This is a genomic window from Saccharothrix mutabilis subsp. mutabilis, assembly GCF_039521145.1.
In the GTDB taxonomy this organism is placed as follows: domain Bacteria; phylum Actinomycetota; class Actinomycetes; order Mycobacteriales; family Pseudonocardiaceae; genus Actinosynnema; species Actinosynnema mutabilis.
On record NZ_BAAABU010000011.1, the window covers coordinates 161,244 to 179,811 of the forward strand.

The window sequence follows — 18,568 nt, forward strand, 5'->3', positions numbered from 1 at the left end:
TGCGTGAGGGTTCTAGCGTCGACCGCATGAGTGGTGTGCGAACCATGCGGGCGTTGCGGCAGGGGTCTTGGGGTGGGCCTTCGGATCTTGAGCTGGTCGAGGTGCCGGTGCCTTCTCCTCGGGACGGCGAGGTGTTGGTTCGGGTGGGGGCTGCCGGGGTCAACTTCGCCGATGTCATGCAGACCCTCGGGACCTATGACGGTGGTCCCCGGCCGCCCTACCTGGCCGGGTTCGAGGCCGCCGGTGAGGTGGTCGCCGGTGGGGACGGGCGGGTCGGGGTCGGGGACCGGGTCATCGGCGCCGGGTCTGGCGCTTTCGCCGAGTACGTGGTGATGCCGGTGAACGGGGTGGTGCCGGTGCCTGACGGGTGGTCCGCCGAGCAGGCCCTGGGGCTGGTGTTGAACTGGGCCACCGCGTTGGCGGCGCTCAAGCCGTTGGGGCGGATCGGGGCCGGGGAGACCGTGTTGGTGCAGGCCGCCGCCGGGGGTGTGGGGCAGGCCGCGGTCAAGATGGCCAAGCACTACGGCGCCACGGTGATCGGCACGGCTTCCGCGGCCAAGCTCGACGTGGTGCGCGGGCTCGGGGCCGACCACGTGATCGACCACCGGGGCGGCGACGTGGTGGCCGAGGTGCGGCGGGTCGCGGGTTGTGCGGACCTCGTGTTGGAGTCGGTGGGCGGCACGGCGTTCCGGGACAGCCTCACCCTCGCGAAACGGGTCACCGGGCGGGTCGTCGTGTTCGGGGCCGCCGCGGGGGAAGCGGCCGTGACCAACTGGGAGTTGGTGTTCAAGCACCAGGTCCAAGTGATGGGGCTGCACATCGCGGAGATGGCTCGGGAAGCGCCCGAGGTGTATGCCGATGTGATGCGGGAGTTGGGGGCGCTCAGGGACGCGGGCGTCTATGAGCCCGGCGAGCCCACTGTGTTCGACCTGGCTGACGGGCCGCGGGTGTTGGCCGACCTGGCGGCGGGGCGGACCGTCGGGAAGTTGGCGTTGAAGCCCTGACAAGGCGGTGGCCCCGGGACGGGGGTTCCCGGGGCCACCTGGCCGTGCGTGCCGCAGGGGGCGGCTTACACGGGTTGTGGGGTGGTGGCTGTGGCCGTGGCCCGGACCGGGCCGTTCGGGCGCAGGGTGAGCAGCGGGTTCACCGACAGCTCGTGCGCGGTGGTGTCGAAGCGGTAGGACCGCAGGAGGGTCTTGAGGAGGATCGTCGACTCCATCAGGGCGAACTGCATCCCGATGCACGCCCTCGCGCCCCCGCCGAACGGGATGTACGCGTACCGGTGCGTCGGGCCGCCGTCCAGGAAGCGGGCCGGGTCGAACGCGGTCGGGTTCGGCCAGAAGTCCGGGTGGCGGTGCGTGACCCACGGGGAGATCAGGATCTGGCTGCCCGCGCGCACGTCGTAGCCGGCGATCTTGGTGTCCACCAACGTGATGCGCTCGGTGCTGTGCGCCGGCGGGTACAGGCGCATGCCCTCCTGGATCGTCGCCCGGACGAGGGTGTCGTCGGTGGCGTGGGCGATGTCCGCCTGGACGTCCTGGCGGCGGCCCAGCTCGTGCAGGGTGAACGTCAGCGCGCCCGCCGTGGTCTCGTGGCCCGCCAGGAGGAAGCCCAGCACCTCGTCCCGGATCTCCTGCTCCGACAGGCCCGCGCCGGTCTCCTCGTCGCGTGCGCCGCGCAGGCGGGTGAGGAGGTCGTCGGCGTCCGGGTCGGAGGGGAGGTCCAGCACCCGGTCGGCGATGGCGAACAGCCGCCGGCGGACGTCGCGCAGCTTGCGGTTGCGCGGGGTGGGCAGGGACAGCGGCAGGGTGAACAGCTGCAACCGGCGGGCGGTGGAGAGTTCGCCGAGCTGCTGCACCAGTTCTTGCAGCTCCTCCACGATGTCGTCGATGGCGTCGCCGAACAGCGCCCGGCCGACCACGCGCAGGGTGTAGCGCTGCATGAGGTCGTGCAGGTCCACCGTGCCCGAGCGCAGCGACGGGTCGTCGACGATCTTCGCCGCCTCCTCCGCCATCAACGCCGTGTAACCCATGACCCGGCGGTGCGTGAAGAGCTGCTGCACCAGTTTGCGGTGGCGCTTCCACGTCTCGCCGTCCAGCGTCAGCAGGCCGTCGCCGATGCTCTCCCGGATCACCTTGAACCCGGCCGTGTCGCGCCCGAACACCTCGGGGTCGGTCATCGCGCGGGCCACGTCGTCGGGGTGGTACGCGCCGTAGACCGTGCGGCTGGGCCACTTCGGGCCGAACCGGTACGCCACCAGGTCGCCGTGCTCGGCGAACGTGGCCTCCAGCGTGCCCAGCAGGTCGGCGACGAACGCGGGCACCACGCCGAGCAACGGGTGGCCGGCCGGCCCGGGGACGGTGCTCATCGGTTTCTCCTGGGGTCCGCGTGGAACGGCTCGACGTCCACGGGTGGTTCGGGCAGCACGGCCGTGAGCGCGGTGACCTTGGACCACGTCATCGCGATCTGGTCGAGGTCGTCGTCGCCGACGGGCACCTCCAATTCGCCGAACGCGTCGGCCAGCCACTTGCGGGCGTTGGGGTCCACGGTGTCGGTGGGCGCCTCGGGCGCGGCGACCGCCGCGAAGTCCTCCCCCGACAACGGCGGCGCCTCGCGCTCGTGCCACCCGGTCCGCCGCTGGTAGACGTCGCCGATCGCGGCCAGCTCGAAGTCCTGGCCCGGCGCGGCGGCCAGTTGCAGCGACAGCGGCAGCCCGTCGGCGTCGAAACCCATCGGCAGGGCCAGCGCCGGGAACCCGACCGCGCTCCACACGCTGGGCAGCCACGAGATGGTCTGCAGGCCGGCGGCGTCGTCGTACCGCGGCGCGCCGCCGGGCCACGTCGGGGTGGCGATCACGTCCACGTCGCCGAACCGCGCGCGCAGGGCGTCCGCGCCCCACCGGCGCACGCGCTGCGCCCGCAGGTACGTCTCCGCGGTCAGCACGCCGCCCAGCGCCACGTTCCACCGGAACGGCCGCCCGTAGTCCGCCCACCGGGACCGCAGGTGCGTCCCGTGCACCTCGAACGCCTCCACCAGCAACGTCACCAGCTGCGCGGCGACCAGCGGGAAGCCCTCGTGCACCGGCACGTCCACCACTTCGGCGCCCGCCGCGCGCAGTTCGTCCAGCGCGGCCTCGAACGCGGCGGAGGTGTCACCGGTCAGCGCGGCGGCGTACTTCACCAGGTCGCCGGGCACGCCCACGCGCACGCCGGACAGGTCGTCCAGCGCCGTGCGGGAGACCTCGTAGGGCCGGTCGGCCATCACGGCCAGCAGCCGGGCGCACTCGCGGGCGGTGCGGGCCAGCGGGCCGGCCGTCTCCATCGACCGCGTCAACGGCCGGATGCCGGCCGCCGGCAGCAGGCCCTGGGTCGGCTTGAGGCCGGTCACCCCGCACAGGGCGGCCGGGATGCGGATGCTGCCGTTGCTGTCGGTGCCGATGCCGGCGTCGAACAGCCCGGCGGGGATGCCGTTGGCGCTGCCGCAGCTCGACCCGCCGGTCCACCGGTTCGGGTCCCACGGGTTGCGCGGCACGGGGAACGCGGCGGCGGGGTCGGGCCGGGACAGGGCGTGCTCGGCCATCGTGGTCTTGCCGACGATCGTCGCGCCGGCCGCGCGCAGCCGCGCGACGACCGGGGCGTCGCGGTCCTCCCACCAGGAGGGGTCGTGGACGGCGCTCTGCGCGGTGCTCGGCGCGCCGGCCACGGCGATGATGTCCTTGACCCCGACGGTCACGCCGGTCAGCGGACCGTCCACGGCGGACTCGGCGTCGGGGAACCGGTGCAGGAAGGTGCCCAGCAGGTCGTCCACGTCAGCTCACCACCGAGAACTTCTGCCACCCGGTCGCGACGACCTCGGGCGCGCCGAACGTGTCCAGTGGCGCGGACGGGTCCCAGCCGTTGTTGAGGTGGGCGACCAGCGTGCCGTCGCCGCGCAGGCCCATCAGGTCCGGGCGGCCGTTGAGGTCCAGGTCGGTGACGGTGATGATCTCGTACTCCTGCCAGCCCCGGCCGAGGGTGGACCACCGGCCCTCGCCGCGCCACCACGGCCCGTCGCCGGACTCGTCGTGCGCGAACTCGTACACGTCCAGGTCGCCGTTCTTGCGGCGCACCAACAGGTCCGGGCGGCCGGTGCCGGTGATGTCGGCCATCGCGAACGGGAAGTCGTCCACGTCCACGGTGACCAGCCGGTGCGCCGACTTGTCGTAGGTCTCGTTCTCCTTGACCTCGCGGCGGTTGAAGAACGCGTCCACGTTGCCCGCGTCCTGCTCGCGGCCGAACATGTCGTCGCAGCCGTCGAGGTCCACGTCGTAGATGCCCAGCGTCTCCCACTTCTTGTCGTCGCGGGCGCCGGAGATGCGGATCGGGTCGGCGAGGGTGTCCAGGCCGTTGAGGCCGCCCTTGTTCGGGTACAGGAAGATCCCGTGGTGTTCGTTCACCGGCCGCATGCTCAGGCCGAGGACGTCGGCGTAGCCGTTGCCGTTGATGTCGATCGTGCGCACCAGGTAGTGGTCGCGCAGCGGGTCGAAACCGGTGCCGATGAGCACCGGCTCACCGAAGGTCTCGGTGCCCTGGAAACTGCCCCGGTGGGGAAAGACGAACAATTCCCCCGTGACGTCGTCACGGGCCATGACGTCCATCCGACCGTCACCGTTGAACGAGTGACAGTGACCGTTCCCCTTCATGCGTGCCACGAAGCACCTCCCCGAGCGGGCGCGGCCGAAACGCGCACCCAACCACCACAACAGCCCTGATCATGACCGGTGGCGGCGACCCGGGGGTACCCCTACCGCAACCCCTGCGCCCCCACAAGAAAGGCCCCCCGACCACACATCGCGCGGCGTCGCCCACTATTTCCGGCCGACCACCGGGGAGGTGCTGCTAACAATAAGCGCATACCCGCGCCGACCCAAATGGGGAAATCCACATGGACAAAGGAATCGGGCACACCGCGACCCCGCCCGCGCTCGCCGTGGTCGCGCGGCCGGCGCCGGCGACCGGCGACGCCGCGATCAGCGTTCGGGGCCTGCACAAGCGCTACGGCGACGTGCGCGCGGTCAACGGCCTGGACCTGGAGATCGCGCCCGGCGAGGTGGTCGCCCTGCTGGGCCCCAACGGCGCGGGCAAGTCCACGCTGGTCGACCTGGTCCTCGGGCTCGCCACCCCGGACGCGGGCGAGGTCCGCGTGTTCGGGCACACCCCGCGCGAGGCCGTGACCCGCGGCGTCGTCGGCGCGATGCTCCAGGAGGGCGCGCTGCTGGACGACGTGTCGATCCGCGAGCTGCTGACCATGGCCGCGGGCCTGTACCGCGCCGCGCTGCCGGTGGACGAGGTGTTGGACCGCACCGGGTTGACCGACCTCGCCGACCGCCGCGGCCCGCTGTCCGGCGGCCAGCGGCAGCGCCTGCGGCTGGCCATGACGCTGGTGTCCGACCCGCGCCTGCTGGTGCTGGACGAGCCGACCGTCGCCATGGACGTCGAGTCCCGCAACGTGTTCTGGACGTCGATCCACCGGTTCACCGCCACCGGCCGCACCGTCGTGTTCGCCTCCCACTACCTGGAGGAGGCCGAGGAGTTCGCCGACCGCGTGGTCCTGGTGCGCGGCGGGAAGGTCGTCGCCGACGGCACGGTCGCCCAGATCCGCTCGGTGGTCGCCGGCCGGTCGCTGTCGGCCACGGTCCCCGGCGTGACGACGGACCAGCTGCGGCTGCTGCCCGGGGTCGTCGCCGCCGAGGCGCGCGGCCGGCGGGTCGAACTCGTGTGCTCCGACTCCGACGCCGCCGCGCGCGAGCTGTTCGCCCGCCACCCGCAGGCGCACGACGTGGAGATCGGGTCCATCGGCCTGGAGCAGGCGTTCCTGGCCCTCACCGCGACCGAGGACGAGGCTGCCTGATGAACCCCGGTTTCCTGCTGTTCGAAGTGCGCCGGGTGGTCCGGGCGCGCAAGTTCTGGATCATCGCGTTCCTGTTCCCCACCCTGATGTACCTGATGCAGGCCAACCTGTTCCGCGGCGACATCGCCGACCGGGCGGGCGTGGACTTCAGCGAGTACCTGCTGGGGAACCTGGCCGCGTTCGGCGCGTTCTTCGTGGCGCTCAACGTCGGCACCCGGGTCGCGATCGAGCGGTCCACCGGCTGGCAGCGGCAGCTGCGCATCACGCCGCTGTCCGCGCCGTCGTACCTGGTGGCCAAGCTCGCCGCCGCGATGGTGGTGGCGCTGCCCGCGATCGCCGCCGTGGCGCTGGTGGGCGCGCTGGTCGAGGGCGTCCGGCTGCCCGCCGCCGGCTGGCTGCACCTGGTGCTGGGGATCTGGGCGGGCACGCTGCCGTTCGCGCTGCTGGGCGTGTTCATCGGGCAGATCGCGACCGCGGAGAGCGTGCAGGTGTTCACCACGATGTCGCACATGCTGCTGGGCATCCTCGGCGGCGCGCTGTTCCCGTCGGTGGCGTTCCCCGAGTGGATGCAGGCGGTCTCGACGGTCATGCCGAGCCGCTGGCTGGCCGAGATCGGGCACGCGGCGGTCGGCGAGGGCGGGTCCGGCGCGACGGCGGCCGTGGTGCTCGCCGGCTGGACCGTCGTGCTCGGCGGCGCGGTCGTCATGCGGTACGTGCGGGACAGCGCCCGCGTCTGACGTCTTCCACTGCTACGACAAGGGAATCCCACGTGAAGAAGAACTCCTGGCAGATACTGCGCAAGGGCGGGCAGGGTGGGCTCACGCTGACCGTCGACTTCACCAGCACCGGCCGCACCCAGGCGTGCTTCCGCGACCTCGTCCCCTTGTTGACCGCGCCCGGCGAGGTCTGGGAGACCGTGGCGCCGGCCGCGGGCGCCGAGGAGACGATGTCCGGCGCGGACTACGTCGAGCGCTGGGCCAAGGCCGTGCGCAAGCGCGAGCGGACCGTGGACACCGTCATCGGGTACTGCGCGGGCGCGGTGTTCGCCGCGCCGCTGGCCGCGCGCCTGGCCGAGGCCCAGGAGGTCGCGCCCCGGCTGGTCCTGCTCGACCCCGAGCTGCCCAACATCGTGGGCCTCTACCGGGACTTCCACGCCGCCGCCGACGCGCTCAGGACGATCCTGTCCCCCGACGAGATCACGAAGTTCCACGCCGACGGGCAGGCGGTGCAGGAGCGGTACGGGTTCGAGGACCTGTCGCTGATCGGCCCGGCGCTGGCCGGGATCTTCCGCGACGCCATCGACGTGGCCGGGCAGCGCCTCGGCCTGGACGAGGACATCCGGGGTGAGCTGGGCGGCAGCTTCGCGTCGTTCGTCGGCTACCTGCGCGCGGCCACCGAGCTGGACCCCCTGCCCCGGTGGGCGGGCGCGACCGCGATCACCTCGGCGCACTCGACGCGGCGGGGCGCGGAGTTCGCGCGCGAGATCCGCCTGGACGTGGACCACGACCAGATGCTGCGCCACCCCGACGTGGCGGCGGCGGTGTCCGAGCTGATGACCGGCGCGCTGCGGATGGCGGGGTAGCCCCGGTGTTCCCCGACCTGTTCGCCGCGCAGGCGCGCCGCACGCCCGACGCGGTCGCCGTGGCGTGGGGCGAGCACACCCTGACCTACGCGGAGCTGGACGCGCGGTCCACCGGGCTCGCCCGCCGCCTGGTCGCGCTGGGCGCGGGGCCGGAGCGGCTGGTGGCCATCGGCATCCGGTCGGCCGACGTGGTCACCGCGGCCCTGGCGGTGCTCAAGTCCGGCGCGGCCTACCTGCCGCTGGACCTCGACTACCCCGCGCAGCGCCTGACCCACATGCTCGACGACGCGAAGCCGTTGCTGCTGCTGACCACCCCCGGGGACCGGCACGCCGTCCCCGCGTCGAACGCGCGGGAGGTGCTGGTCGAGGAGACCTCGGACGAGCCGCTCACCGTGGACCCGCGGCCGGAGAACCCCGCCTACGTCATCTACACGTCCGGTTCGACGGGCAAACCCAAGGGCGTGGTGATCGAGCACCGGCAGCTGGCCACCTACCTCGACCACGTCGTCCGGACCTACCGGGGCGTGCGCGGTCGGGCGCTGCTGCACTCGTCGTTCGCGTTCGACCTCACCGTCACCGCCCTGTACGCGCCGCTGGCCACCGGCGGGTGCGTGCACGTCGGCGCGTTGGAGGAGATGGGCACGCCCGCCGCCGGACCGCTGGGCCGCACGCGGCCGGGGTTCGTCAAGGTCACGCCGTCGCACATCCCGCTGCTCACCGCCCTGCCCGCCGAGGCGTCGCCCACCGGCGAGCTGATGGCCGGCGGCGAACTGCTGCTCGGCGAGACGGTCGACGCGTGGCGGCGCCGGCACCCCGGGGCGCGCGTGGTCAACGAGTACGGCCCGACGGAGACGACCGTCGGCTGCAGCACGGTCGTCATCGAACCCGACGACGTCGTGCCGCCGGGTCCCCTGCCCATCGGGCAGCCCATGCCCGGCGTGGGCTTCCACGTGCTGGACGACGACCTGCGACCGGTCGCGGTCGGCGAGATCGGCGAGCTCTACATCTCCGGCGCCCAGCTCGCCCGCGGCTACCTCGGCCGGCCCGCGCTGACCGCGAGCCGGTTCGTGGCCAACCCGTTCGGGCCGCCCGGGTCCCGCATGTACCGGTCGGGCGACCGGGTGCGGCCGACCAGCGACGGCGAGTACGAGTTCCGCGGCCGGGTGGACACCCAGACCAAGATCCGCGGCTACCGGATCGAGCTGGGCGAGGTCGAGGCGGCGTTGCTGCGGGCGCCGGAGGTGCGGCACGCGGCGGCGGTGGTCCGGGAGGACGCGCCCGACGTCAAGCAGCTCGTCGCGTACGTCGTGCCGGCGGACCTCGACGTTCAGCAGGTGCGCAAGGACCTCGCGGAGAGCCTGCCCGACTACATGGTGCCCAGCGCCGTGGTCGCGCTGGCGGAGCTGCCGCTGACCGTGAACGGCAAGCTCGACACCGCCGCGCTGCCGGCACCGTCCGGTCAGGCGGCCGGCCGCGCCCCGGCCAACGAGCTGGAAGCGCTGCTGTGCGGGCTGTTCGCGCGGTTCACCGGCGTGGCCGCGGTGGGTGTGGACGACGACTTCTTCGTGCGCGGCGGCACCAGCGTCGGGGCCGCCCAACTGGTCAACGAGGCGCGCAAGCTCGGGCTCGCCCTGTCGCTGCGGGACGTGCTGGAGAACCGGACCGTGGCGCGGATCGCCGAGGTCTGCGCCGATGCCGAGGGGGACGAATGACGGTCAGCCGCAAGGAAACGGCCATGTGGCTCCTGGAACGGCTCGTGCCGGGCACGGGGGTCAACAACGTCACCGTCGCGTTCGAGGTCGGTGGCCGGTTCGACCGCGCGGTGCTCACGCGGGCGGTGAACGCCGTGGTGGCGCGGCACGACGTGCTGCGGACGGTGTTCCGGGCGGACGACGTGGCGCTGGACAAGGAAGTCCGGCCCGCCGTCGACGTGCCGCTGCTGGACGTCCCGGTGACGGGCGCCGGTCTCGACGCCGACCTGACCGCGTTCATCGCGACCCCGTTCGCGCTGGACGGCAGCCCGTTGGTGCGGGTGGGCGTGCGCAGCGGCGACAACGACGTGTGCTGCGTCGTCGTGCACCACCTGGTGTTCGACGCCATGTCCACCACGATCCTGCTGCGCGAGCTGCTGACCGCGTACGAAGAGGTGGCCGCCGGTCTGACGCCCTCCGCCGACGTCGTGGCCCCGCGCGCCGAACCGGAGCCCGACGAGCGCAGCATCGCCTACTGGCAGAAGAGCCTGGACGGGTTGCGGGCGAGCGAGTCCGGGTTGTGGTGCGCCAAGCCGCCGGGCGCCGGGTCCTCGCTGCGCGCCTCGACCATCCACCACGGGCTGTCCGCTGAGGCGCGGGAGGTCGTGCGGCGGTTCCAGAAGGAGCTGCGCGCGTCCGAGGCCGTTGTGCTGCTGGCGGCCTACTACGTGCTGCTGACCCAGCACGGCGCGGGCTCGGACGTGGTCATCGGGACGCCGGTGAACGTGCGGGACCCGCAGAGCATGAACGCCATCGGCTACCACGCGAACCTGCTGCCGCTGCGCGTGCGGCTCGACCCCGAGGCCGACTTCCGGGCGGTGGTCAAGCGGACGCGGTCTGCGTTCCTGGAGGCGATCAGCCACGCGGGCGTGCCGCAGGAGCAGGTCTCGCCCGCCGTGCTCGGCGACACGCCGTCGTCGTGGCGCAGCTCGTTCTTCCGGCACCTGTTCAACTACGTGCCGGGCACGGTCGAGGCCGCGCCGACGCTGACCGGGATGCCGGTGCGGCACGTCCTGGCGGAGAACGGGTTCAGCCGGTTCGACCTGGAGTTCTTCATCGTGCCGGGCCCGGAGCGGACCACCGTCCGGGCCGCGTTCTGCGTGGACGCGTTCGACGAGGCCGACGTGGTGCGGCTGGTGGAGCGGTACGACGCCCTGCTGGTCGAGCTGGGTGGCGCGGTGGACCGGCCGGTGGCCGAGCTGTCGCGGCTGGGCGCCGCGGACCACGTCCGCCAGGAGGTCCCGGAGGCCGTGGACCGGCACGTGCTCGACGCCGTGCACCGCACGGTCGTCGAGCAGCCGGACCTGGTCGCGGTCGAGGACGGGCCGGACTCGGTCACCTACGGCGAACTCTGGTCCGCCGCCCTGGACACCCGCGACCTCGTCACCAGCGACACCGTGGCGGTGCTGGCGCCGCGCGGCGCGGGGTTGGCGGCGGCGTGGCTGGGCGCGTGGGCGGCGGGCGCGAAGGTCGTGCTGCTGGACCCGTCGCAGCCGGTGCCCGACCTCGCGGCGCGGCTCGCCGACTCCGGCGCGGGCCTGGTGCTGGCGGCCGAGGGCGTGACCGTGCCGGGCGCGGTGCGCATCCCGGCCGTCGGCGGCGGGAGCCGGTCCGACGCGCCCGCCGTCGCGGTGGACGCCCCGGCCCACCTGGAGTACCCGCTGACCGGCGAGGCCGTCGGGGTCGAGTTCTCGCACCGGGCGTTGGCGAGCGCCGTGACCGAGCAGGCCAAGGCGTTGTGGCAGAGCAGTTCCGCCACCACGGCCGCGCTGGTCGACGTGCTCGGTCCGCTCACCTCGGGCGGCCGGGTCGTGGTCTCCCCCGACACCGCGCCGGCCGCGGACACCCGGACCGGGTTCGTCGCCGAGCCGGGGACCGGGCACGAGCTGGGCGTCGGGGTGCGCGGCGAGCTGTGCGCCACCGGTCCCGCGCTGCCCACCCGCCACCACGGCCGGCCCGACCTGGACGCCGAGCGGTTCGGCGAGCACCCGGCGCACGGCCGGTTCCACCGCACCGGCGACCTCGCGGTCCGCCACGCGGACGGGACCGTCGAGGTCGTCGGGCGGCTGGCGGACCACGTCACCGTCGCCGGGCACCGGCTCCACCTCGCCGACGTGGAGCGGGCGCTGGCCCCGGTCGCACCGGTCGCCGCCGCCCACGCGGACGGCACGGTGTTCGTGTTCACCGAGGCCGACGTGGCCGACCGGGTGCGCGAGCACGCCAAGGCGACCCTGCCGTTCGTGCCCGAACCGGTCGTGGTGAGCAGGATCCCGCGCACCGCCGCGGGGACGCTCGACCGGGTCATGCTCGCGGAACTGGCCGAGTCCACCGCGATCGCCGCCACCGCCGAGCCGCCGGACGAGACGACCGCCGCGCTCGTCGCCGTCTGGACCGAGCTGCTCGACCGGCCCGGCCTGCACGCCGACTCGAACTTCTTCACGAGCGGCGGCCACTCACTCCTCGGCGCCCAGCTGGTGCAGAAGGTCAAGAAGGAGCTGGGCCTGCCCGCCCAGCTCGCCGACCTGTTCGCCAACCCGACGCCGAGGCAGCTCGCGGAGCACCTGGACTCCGCGTTCTTCGACGAGGACGACGAAGACGACTGACCGATCCGATCGCTAGCCGCCAGAGAAGTCATGAGCAGAGGAGGCTCGGCGTGACCATCGACGTCCAGCCCACACACGGCACCGACCGCGTGATCACCCTGACCAGTGAGGAGAACATCGAGGTCGACACCATCGCCCGCTACCTCGCGGGCCGGCCGCCGCGCCGGTTGGACTCGACCGCGTGGCTCGCCACCGCGCGCGAGCTGTCCAGCAACCTGCCCGTGCGGCTGCGGCAGATGCTGCGGCGCTACACCTGGGACGCGGGCCGGGACGGCGTCCTGCTCGTGCGCAACCTGCCGGTGGAGCGCGACGACCTGCCGGACACGCCGAACGTGGCGGGGTCCGTGCAACGGGAGTCGACCGTGCCCGCCGCCGCGCAGGTGCTCGTCGGGCTCCAACTCGGCGAGCTGATCGCGTTCCGCGAGGAGAAGAGCGGCGCGCTGGTGCAGGACGTCGTGCCGGTGCCCGGCATGGAGGCCTTCCAGGGCAACGCGGGCTCGGTGATGCTGTCCATGCACGTGGAGAACGCCTTCCACATGTACCGGCCGGACTACGTCGGCCTGCACTGCCTGCGCAACGACCACGACAACGTGGCCGGGTTGCAGGTGGCGTCCATCCGCAACGCCCTGCCGATGCTGCCCGAAGCGGTGCGCAAGGTGCTGCACGAGCCGCGGTTCTTCACCGAGCCGCCGGCGTCGTTCGGCGACCTGCGCAGCGCGCCGCAGCCGCACGGCATCCTGGGCGGCAGCTTCGACGACCCGGACATCCGCATCGACTTCGAGAGCTCCTTCCCGCTGGACGGCGAGGCGGAGCAGGCGATGGCGGTGCTCGGCGACGCCCTGCGCTCCGCCCGCCGCACGTTCGTCCTGGAACCCGGTGACCTGGCGTTCGTGGACAACCGGCTGGCGCTGCACGGCCGCACCGAGTTCACCCCGCGCTACGACGGCCGGGACCGCTGGTTGCAGCGGATCTTCGTGCACCGCGACTTCCGGCGGTCGCGGGAACTGCGACCCGAGGGCGGGCACGTGCTGGGGAGCGCGGGCCCGACCCACCCTTCGGCGAAAGGTGACTGATGACGGTCCTGGGGGACTTATCGAGTGAAGCTTGGGACGCGGTGGTGGTGGGCTCCGGGCTCGGAGGCCTCACCACCGCGGCCTACCTCGCGACCAACGGGGTCCGCCCGCTGGTCCTGGAGCAGGGCCGGGTGGCCGGCGGGTGCAGCCAGGTGTTCCGCCGGCAGCGCCGGTTCGAGTTCGACGTGGGCGTGCACTACATCGGCGCGTGCCAGGAGGACGGCCTGCTGACCGGCATCCTGCGGGGCGTCGGGCTGGCCGACCGGGTCGAGTTCGTGGAGATGGACCCGGACGGGTTCACCACGCTGGTGTTCCCGGACTTCACCTTCCGCGTGCCGCGCGGGTGGGACCGCTACCTGGAGCGGCTGGTCGAGACGTTCCCCGACGAGGAACGCGGCCTGCGATCATGCGTCCGGCTGTTGCGGCGGATGAGCGCGGAACTGCGCAAGGGCCTGCCGACGACACCGAAACAAGCCCTGCTCTTCCCCTTGCGGGCACCGGTGCTGACCACGCTGGGCATGCGCCCGCTGTCCACTTTGTACAAGCTCTGCGGCCTGAGCGAACGCGCACGGGCCGTCATCTCCGGCGAAAGCGCCACCTACGCCGCCCCGCCGAACCGGGTCAGCGCGGTGGTCCACGCGGCTGCGATGGACCAGTACATCCGCGGCGGCGCCTACTACCCCCGCGGCGGCGGCCAGGTCCTCGCCGCCCACCTCCTCGACGTGATCCAGGCGCACGGCGGTGTCGTCCGCACGCACACCAAGGTCGAGCGGATCCTCATCGAGAACGGCCGGACCACCGGCGTGCGGCTGGCCTCCGGCGAGACGATCCACGCCGACACCGTCATCTCCAACGCCGACGTCCGGCGCACGTTCCTCGACCTGGTCGGCCGGGAACACCTCACCGACCGCCAGGCCGACCGCGTGTCGAACTACCGGATGGCGCTGCCCCTCCTGACGGTCTACCTCGGTCTCGACGTGGACCTCGCGGACCGGATGCCGAACACGAACTTCTACACGTTCCCCGACACCGACGTGGACGGCTACTACGAGGCCCTGTACCGCGGCGAACTGCCCGACGAGCTGCCGCTGTTCATCACCTCGGCCACCGTCAAGGACCCCGGCAACCCGCGCAGCGCCCCACCCGGCCACTCGACCATGGAGATCATGGCCGTCGTGCCGCAGGGCAGCCCGCTGTGGAGCTTCGCGGACGCCGCGGACGGCAGCTACCGCGGTGAAGCCGCCTACGGGGACCTGAAGGAGCAGATCACCGACCGCATCATCGCGCGGACGGCCGAGCTGATCCCCGGCATCGAGGGCCACGTCGTGTGGCGCGAGGCCGCGACCCCGTTGACGCAGGAGCGGTTCACGCTGTCGTCGCACGGGTCCAGCTACGGCCTGGAGATCGCGATCGACCAGCTGGGCCGCAACCGCCCGGGTCCGGTCACCGGCATCGGCGGGCTGTACCTGACCGGGGCGGGGACCGTGTTCTGCCACGGCATCGTCAACGTGATGAACAGCGGGGTCGGCACGGCGAGCGCCGTGCTGGGCCGCGACCTGCTCGCGGAGGTCAAGGCGGGCCGCGTCTACGGCGACCCGACCCGCCTCACCGCGGGCGGCCCCGACTGGGACCCCCTGACCGCCTCGAAACCGAGACTCGCCGACCGCCCCCGCCGCGCCGCCCGGACCAAGTGAGGAGACCAGTCCCGTGTCATCGTGCCCAGCGCACCAGCACAAGATGCCGTTCGACGAGAGCTACCTCCGCGACCCGCACACCCTGTTCGACCGCATGCTGGAAGAGGGCCCCGTGCACCGGGTGAGCCTGATCAACGGCGTGCCGGCGTGGTACGTGACCAGGTACGCCGAGGTGGCGGAGGCGTTGCGCGACCCGCGCCTGGTCCGCGCCCCGGAAGCGGCCGGCCCGGACTACCGCGAGCAGCTGATCGTGGAACGCATCCCGTCGGCGAACCTGGTCCTGGCCGACCCGCCGGAGCACACCAGGCTCCGCCGCTTCATCAACCTGGCCTTCCGCCGCGACCGCATCGAGGCCATGCGCCCGCTGATCGAGCGCTGGATGGCGGAGATGGTCGACGCCGTGCGCGACGGCGACACGGTGGACCTGATGGACGAGCTGATCGTGCCGCTGCCGATCCTGGCGGTGTGCCACATCATGGGCGTGCCGGAGGAACACCACGAGGCGTTCCGCAACTGGAGCAAGGAGCTGTTCACCGAGCACCCGCAACGCAGCGCGGCGGCGTTCGCCGAGCTGTACCAGTGGATCAACGGCGTCGTGGCGGCCAAGCGCGAGAACCCGGGCCAGGACCTGATCTCGCGCTGGGCGACGATGCCGGACGAGGGCGGCAACAACCTCAGCCACGACGAGATGGTCGGCCTGGCCCTGCTCATGCTGCTGGGCGGCTTCCACACCACGGTCGCCGGTATCGCCAACGCCGTGCTGTCGCTGCTGAAGCGGCCGGACAAGGTGGCCGAGCTGCGCACGGACCCGAGCCTGATCGCCCGCGCGGTGGAGGAACTGTCCCGCCGGGACGGGTCGGTGCACACCGGCTTCCGCCGGTTCGCGGCGGAGGACCTGGAGATCGCCGGCACGAAGATCGCCAAGGGCGACACGGTCATCCTGGGCATCGCGGCAGCCGGCCGCGACCCGCGGCAGTTCGACGACCCGGACGTCATGGACTTCCACCGGAAGGACAACCACCACCTGGCGTTCGGCCGCGGACCGCACTTCTGTCCCGGGTCGGAGTTGGCGAGGACGGAGATCCAGGTGGCGGTGGAGCACCTGTTCACCCGCTACCCGGACTTGGAGTTGGCGGTGCCCGAGGAAGAACTGGTGTGGGCACCCTCCTACTTCGTCCGCGTCATGCGCTCACTCCCGGTCCGCTTGGGTAAGCGCACCGCCTAACCTCCACCCAACCCACCGCTTTCGCGCGAAGCGCGCCCCTTCTTCGGGCTGCCAAGCCAAGGAAGGGCCTCGGTTCGTTCCCCGTACGGCCTGGGCGAAGCCCAACCGCGCTTGGGTCTTGTTCGCAACCACGCTTCACCGGTTGCGAACAAGACCCAAGTGTGGTTGCCTCCGGCAGGCCGTACGGGGAACGAACCGACGCCCTTCCACCCCCGGGGGCCTGCCCGCCGGCGAGGCGCTTTTGATCTTTCGAGCGCTCCGCGCGTTCAAGCGCTCCGCGCGTTCAGCGCGAAGCGCGTTCGGCTTGAGAGCGTCAGCGTCACTCTTAAAGCTTAAAAGAGCCTCGCCGGCGGGCAGGCCGCCAAAGATGACACAAAAGCAAAGAAAGAGCGGGGGCTTCTTGCTTGTGTCATCTCCGTATGGCCTGGCGGAGCCAACCACGCTTTCCCGGGGTTGGTCGAAAAACTTTTGCTCGTTCCTCGCAAAACTTTTTGGCCCAACCCCGGGAAAGCGTGGTAGCCCTTCGGGCAGGCCATACGGAGATGACACAAGCAAGAAGCCCGGGTTGGGTTGTGGCCTCACGAGGCCCTGTGCTCCGCGCTGCGCGCGTCGAAGAGCGGCGCGCTGCGCGGAGGGGTTGGGTCAGCTGATGGAGTTGAAGTCCTGCCAGCCGGTGGCTACGACTTCCGGCTCGGCCGCGTAGGTGGCTTCCGGGTTGTCCGGGTCGAACTTGCCGCTGTGGACGTAGGCCAGGAGGGTGCCGTCCTCGGTCAGGGCGAGGAGGTCGGGGTTGCCGTCCAGGTCGACGTCCGTGACCGCGAAGACCTTGGCGTCCCAGTCGCGGCGGATGGTGTGCCAGGTGCCCTGGTGGGCGAAGGCCTCGCCGTTGGTCAGTGTGCCCGGGCCGAACTCGTAGGCGTCCAGGTCGCCGTTGGCGCGCACCACCAGGAGGTCCGGGCGGCCGGTTCGGGTGATGTCGGCCAGGGTCCAGGGGAAGTCCGCCACGTCCACCGTGACCATCGGGTGCGGGGTTCGGTCGTAGGTCTCCGACTCCACCACCTCGCCCTGGCTGAAGAAGGCGTGCACGCCGCCCTGGTCCTGTTCCCTGCCGAACATCACGTCCGGGCCCTCGCCCAGGCTGCCGATGGCCATCGTCTCCCAGCGGCGGTCGGCTCGACGGCCGGAGATCTTGATGGGCTCGCCCAGGGTGTCGAGGCCGTTCAGGCCCTTGTTCGGGTACAGGAAGACACCCTCGAACGGGTTGTACTTCAGGGTGCTCAGGGCCAGGACGTGCGCACGGCCGCTTCCATCTATGTCGATCGTCCGAACCATGTAGTGGTTGCGGAGGTGGTGGAAGTTCTCCGCGATCTTCACCGGCTCCCCGTAGGTGCCCGTGCCGCGGAACCGGCCGCTGTGGGGCACCAGGTACAGGTCTCCGGTGCTCTCGCTGCGCGCGAGGATGTCGAGCCTGCCGTCACCGCTGAACGAGTGGCACAGGCCGTTCCCGATCATCTCCGCCAAAGTCACACACCTCCGTGTCGTGGCTCGCGTCAGCGGAACCTGACGTGCGAGCGGTCGAGCTGGTCCACGCTGGTCACGCCGAGCAGTTTCATCGTGACCTCGATCTCGCGGGTCAGGATCTCCATCGCCTTGACCACGCCGCGCCGGCCGCCGGCCATGAGGCCGTACTGGTAGCACCGACCGACGCAGGCCGCGGTCGCGCCCAGGGCGATGGCGGCGACGATGTCCGCGCCGGAGGTGATGCCGGTGTCCACCAACACCTCGATGCGCTCGCCGACGGCGTCCACCACGTCGGGCACCAGCTCCACCGGGACGGGCGCGCGGTCGAGTTTGCGGCCACCGTGGGTGGACAGCCACACCGCGTCCACGCCGGCGTCGGCCACGCGCACGGCGTCGGCGACGCTCTGGACGCCCTTGGCGACCAGCTTGCCCGACCACGCGCCGCGCAACCACTCCAAGTCCTCAATGGACAGTCTCGGGTTGAAGACCTTCTTGATCAGGTCGGACGCCGAGCCGTTGCTGGTCGCGGCGAGCACCTTCGGGGACGGGGCGCCGCCGCGGACCTGGCTGAGCCACCACCCCGGGTGCAGCCAGGCTTCGGCGAACGTGCCGATGCTCATCGACGGCGGGATGGTCAGGCCGTTGCGGATGTCGCGGCGGCGGGGCACGGAGATGGGCGTGTCGAGGGTGAGCAGGATCGTGTCGAAACCCGCCTCCTCCGCCAGCGCGAGCAGCTCCTTGACCATCGCCCGGTCCTCGGCGAAGTAGAGCTGGAACCAGTGCCGCCCGCCGGGCGCGGCGGCGGCGATGTCGGCCAGGGACGTCGTGGCGAGCGTGGACACCGAGTAGGGGATGCCGAACTGCGCCGCCACGGACGCCACCGCCGACTCGCCCTCCGGGTGCATGACCCGGGTGAACCCGACCGGGGCCAGGCAGAACGGCAGCTCCTGCCGCTTGCCGAGCACGGTGCGGGTGGTGTCGATCTCGGCCACGTCGCGCAGCACCGACGGCTGGAACTCGATGTCGGCGAAGGTCTGCCGGGCGCGGCTGAGGCTGCGTTCGCTGTCCGCCGCGCCGTCGGTGTAGTCGAACACCATGCGCGGCACCCGCTTCTGGGCGAGCTTGCGCAGGTCCTCGATGCCCGCCGCGCGCAGCAGCTTGCGGTCGGTGGGGTTCCACGCCATCTTCGGCGGCTTGAGCAGGGTGCGGAGCTGGGCGGACTTGGCCATG

14 protein-coding genes are annotated in these 18,568 nt (G+C 72.1%); 9 read left to right on the top strand and 5 right to left on the bottom strand.

Annotated elements, in window-relative coordinates:
• Positions 1-26 precede the first annotated feature (26 nt).
• The gene (locus tag ABD126_RS23725) at positions 27-1,004 is read left to right on the top strand and encodes a zinc-binding dehydrogenase (protein ID WP_343936084.1); all 978 of its coding nucleotides are present in this window, start codon (positions 27-29) and stop codon (positions 1,002-1,004) included.
• A gap of 65 nt (positions 1,005-1,069) precedes the next feature.
• Here the strand turns inward: ABD126_RS23725 and ABD126_RS23730 are convergent, their stop codons facing one another.
• From ABD126_RS23730 to ABD126_RS23740, 3 genes are read right to left on the bottom strand one after another with little or no spacing between them, the layout of a single operon-like run.
• Entirely contained in the window at positions 1,070-2,368 is a 1,299-nt protein-coding gene (locus tag ABD126_RS23730) for a cytochrome P450 (protein WP_343936085.1), read from the bottom strand.
• On the bottom strand, positions 2,365-3,807 hold the full coding sequence (locus tag ABD126_RS23735; RefSeq protein WP_343936086.1) for an amidase: 1,443 nt from the start codon (positions 3,805-3,807) through the stop codon (positions 2,365-2,367). The genes ABD126_RS23730 and ABD126_RS23735 overlap by 4 nt, the downstream gene beginning before the upstream one ends.
• A 1-nt stretch (position 3,808) precedes the next feature.
• A complete protein-coding gene (locus tag ABD126_RS23740; RefSeq protein ID WP_343936087.1) occupies positions 3,809-4,681 on the bottom strand; it encodes an FG-GAP repeat domain-containing protein in 873 nt (290 codons plus the stop codon).
• Positions 4,682-4,923: 242 nt separating this feature from the next.
• Between ABD126_RS23740 and ABD126_RS23745 the strand changes: the two genes are divergently transcribed.
• Genes ABD126_RS23745 through ABD126_RS23780 form a run of 8 tightly spaced genes read left to right on the top strand, consistent with a single transcriptional unit; the run spans position 4,924 to position 15,817 of the window.
• Complete coding sequence (locus tag ABD126_RS23745) at positions 4,924-5,889, top strand: ABC transporter ATP-binding protein (RefSeq protein WP_343936088.1); 966 nt, start codon at positions 4,924-4,926, stop codon at positions 5,887-5,889.
• Entirely contained in the window at positions 5,889-6,626 is a 738-nt protein-coding gene (locus ABD126_RS23750; protein ID WP_343936089.1) for an ABC transporter permease, read from the top strand. The genes ABD126_RS23745 and ABD126_RS23750 overlap by 1 nt, the downstream gene beginning before the upstream one ends.
• Positions 6,627-6,658: 32 nt before the next feature.
• On the top strand, positions 6,659-7,471 hold the full coding sequence (locus ABD126_RS23755; protein ID WP_343936090.1) for a hypothetical protein: 813 nt from the start codon (positions 6,659-6,661) through the stop codon (positions 7,469-7,471).
• 5 nt (positions 7,472-7,476) lie between these two features.
• A complete protein-coding gene (locus ABD126_RS23760) occupies positions 7,477-9,183 on the top strand; it encodes an amino acid adenylation domain-containing protein (protein WP_343936091.1) in 1,707 nt (568 codons plus the stop codon).
• The gene (locus tag ABD126_RS23765) at positions 9,180-11,825 is read left to right on the top strand and encodes a condensation domain-containing protein (protein WP_343936092.1); all 2,646 of its coding nucleotides are present in this window, start codon (positions 9,180-9,182) and stop codon (positions 11,823-11,825) included. The genes ABD126_RS23760 and ABD126_RS23765 overlap by 4 nt, the downstream gene beginning before the upstream one ends.
• A 50-nt stretch (positions 11,826-11,875) precedes the next feature.
• Entirely contained in the window at positions 11,876-12,898 is a 1,023-nt protein-coding gene (locus ABD126_RS23770; protein ID WP_343936093.1) for a TauD/TfdA family dioxygenase, read from the top strand.
• Positions 12,898-14,592 (top strand): phytoene desaturase family protein, encoded by a 1,695-nt coding sequence (locus ABD126_RS23775; RefSeq protein ID WP_343936094.1) that lies wholly within the window; start codon positions 12,898-12,900, stop codon positions 14,590-14,592. Before ABD126_RS23770 ends, ABD126_RS23775 begins: the two co-directional genes overlap by 1 nt.
• Before the next feature lie 43 nt (positions 14,593-14,635).
• Positions 14,636-15,817: a cytochrome P450 family protein gene (locus ABD126_RS23780; protein ID WP_343936095.1), complete on the top strand. Its 1,182-nt coding sequence runs from the start codon at positions 14,636-14,638 to the stop codon at positions 15,815-15,817.
• Positions 15,818-16,459: 642 nt separating this feature from the next.
• Here the strand turns inward: ABD126_RS23780 and ABD126_RS23785 are convergent.
• Together ABD126_RS23785 and ABD126_RS23790 are read right to left on the bottom strand one after the other, a co-directional pair.
• On the bottom strand, positions 16,460-17,329 hold the full coding sequence (locus ABD126_RS23785; RefSeq protein WP_343936096.1) for a hypothetical protein: 870 nt from the start codon (positions 17,327-17,329) through the stop codon (positions 16,460-16,462).
• 38 nt (positions 17,330-17,367) lie between these two features.
• Positions 17,368-18,567 (bottom strand): alpha-hydroxy acid oxidase, encoded by a 1,200-nt coding sequence (locus tag ABD126_RS23790; protein WP_343936097.1) that lies wholly within the window; start codon positions 18,565-18,567, stop codon positions 17,368-17,370.
• Between the last annotated feature and the right edge of the window lies 1 nt (position 18,568).

Excerpts from the sequence above, each read along its gene's own strand:
- ABD126_RS23750 (WP_343936089.1), top strand. The coding sequence starts at position 5,889 with ATGAACCCCGGTTTCCTGCTGTTCGAAGTGCGCCGGGTGGTCCGGGCG.
- ABD126_RS23730 (WP_343936085.1), bottom strand. The coding sequence starts at position 2,368 with ATGAGCACCGTCCCCGGGCCGGCCGGCCACCCGTTGCTCGGCGTGGTG.
- ABD126_RS23725 (WP_343936084.1), top strand. The coding sequence starts at position 27 with ATGAGTGGTGTGCGAACCATGCGGGCGTTGCGGCAGGGGTCTTGGGGT.
- ABD126_RS23765 (WP_343936092.1), top strand. The coding sequence starts at position 9,180 with ATGACGGTCAGCCGCAAGGAAACGGCCATGTGGCTCCTGGAACGGCTC.
- ABD126_RS23790 (WP_343936097.1), bottom strand. The coding sequence starts at position 18,567 with ATGGCCAAGTCCGCCCAGCTCCGCACCCTGCTCAAGCCGCCGAAGATG.
- ABD126_RS23745 (WP_343936088.1), top strand. The coding sequence starts at position 4,924 with ATGGACAAAGGAATCGGGCACACCGCGACCCCGCCCGCGCTCGCCGTG.
- ABD126_RS23740 (WP_343936087.1), bottom strand. The coding sequence starts at position 4,681 with ATGAAGGGGAACGGTCACTGTCACTCGTTCAACGGTGACGGTCGGATG.
- ABD126_RS23780 (WP_343936095.1), top strand. The coding sequence starts at position 14,636 with ATGCCGTTCGACGAGAGCTACCTCCGCGACCCGCACACCCTGTTCGAC.
- ABD126_RS23775 (WP_343936094.1), top strand. The coding sequence starts at position 12,898 with ATGACGGTCCTGGGGGACTTATCGAGTGAAGCTTGGGACGCGGTGGTG.
- ABD126_RS23785 (WP_343936096.1), bottom strand. The coding sequence starts at position 17,329 with ATGATCGGGAACGGCCTGTGCCACTCGTTCAGCGGTGACGGCAGGCTC.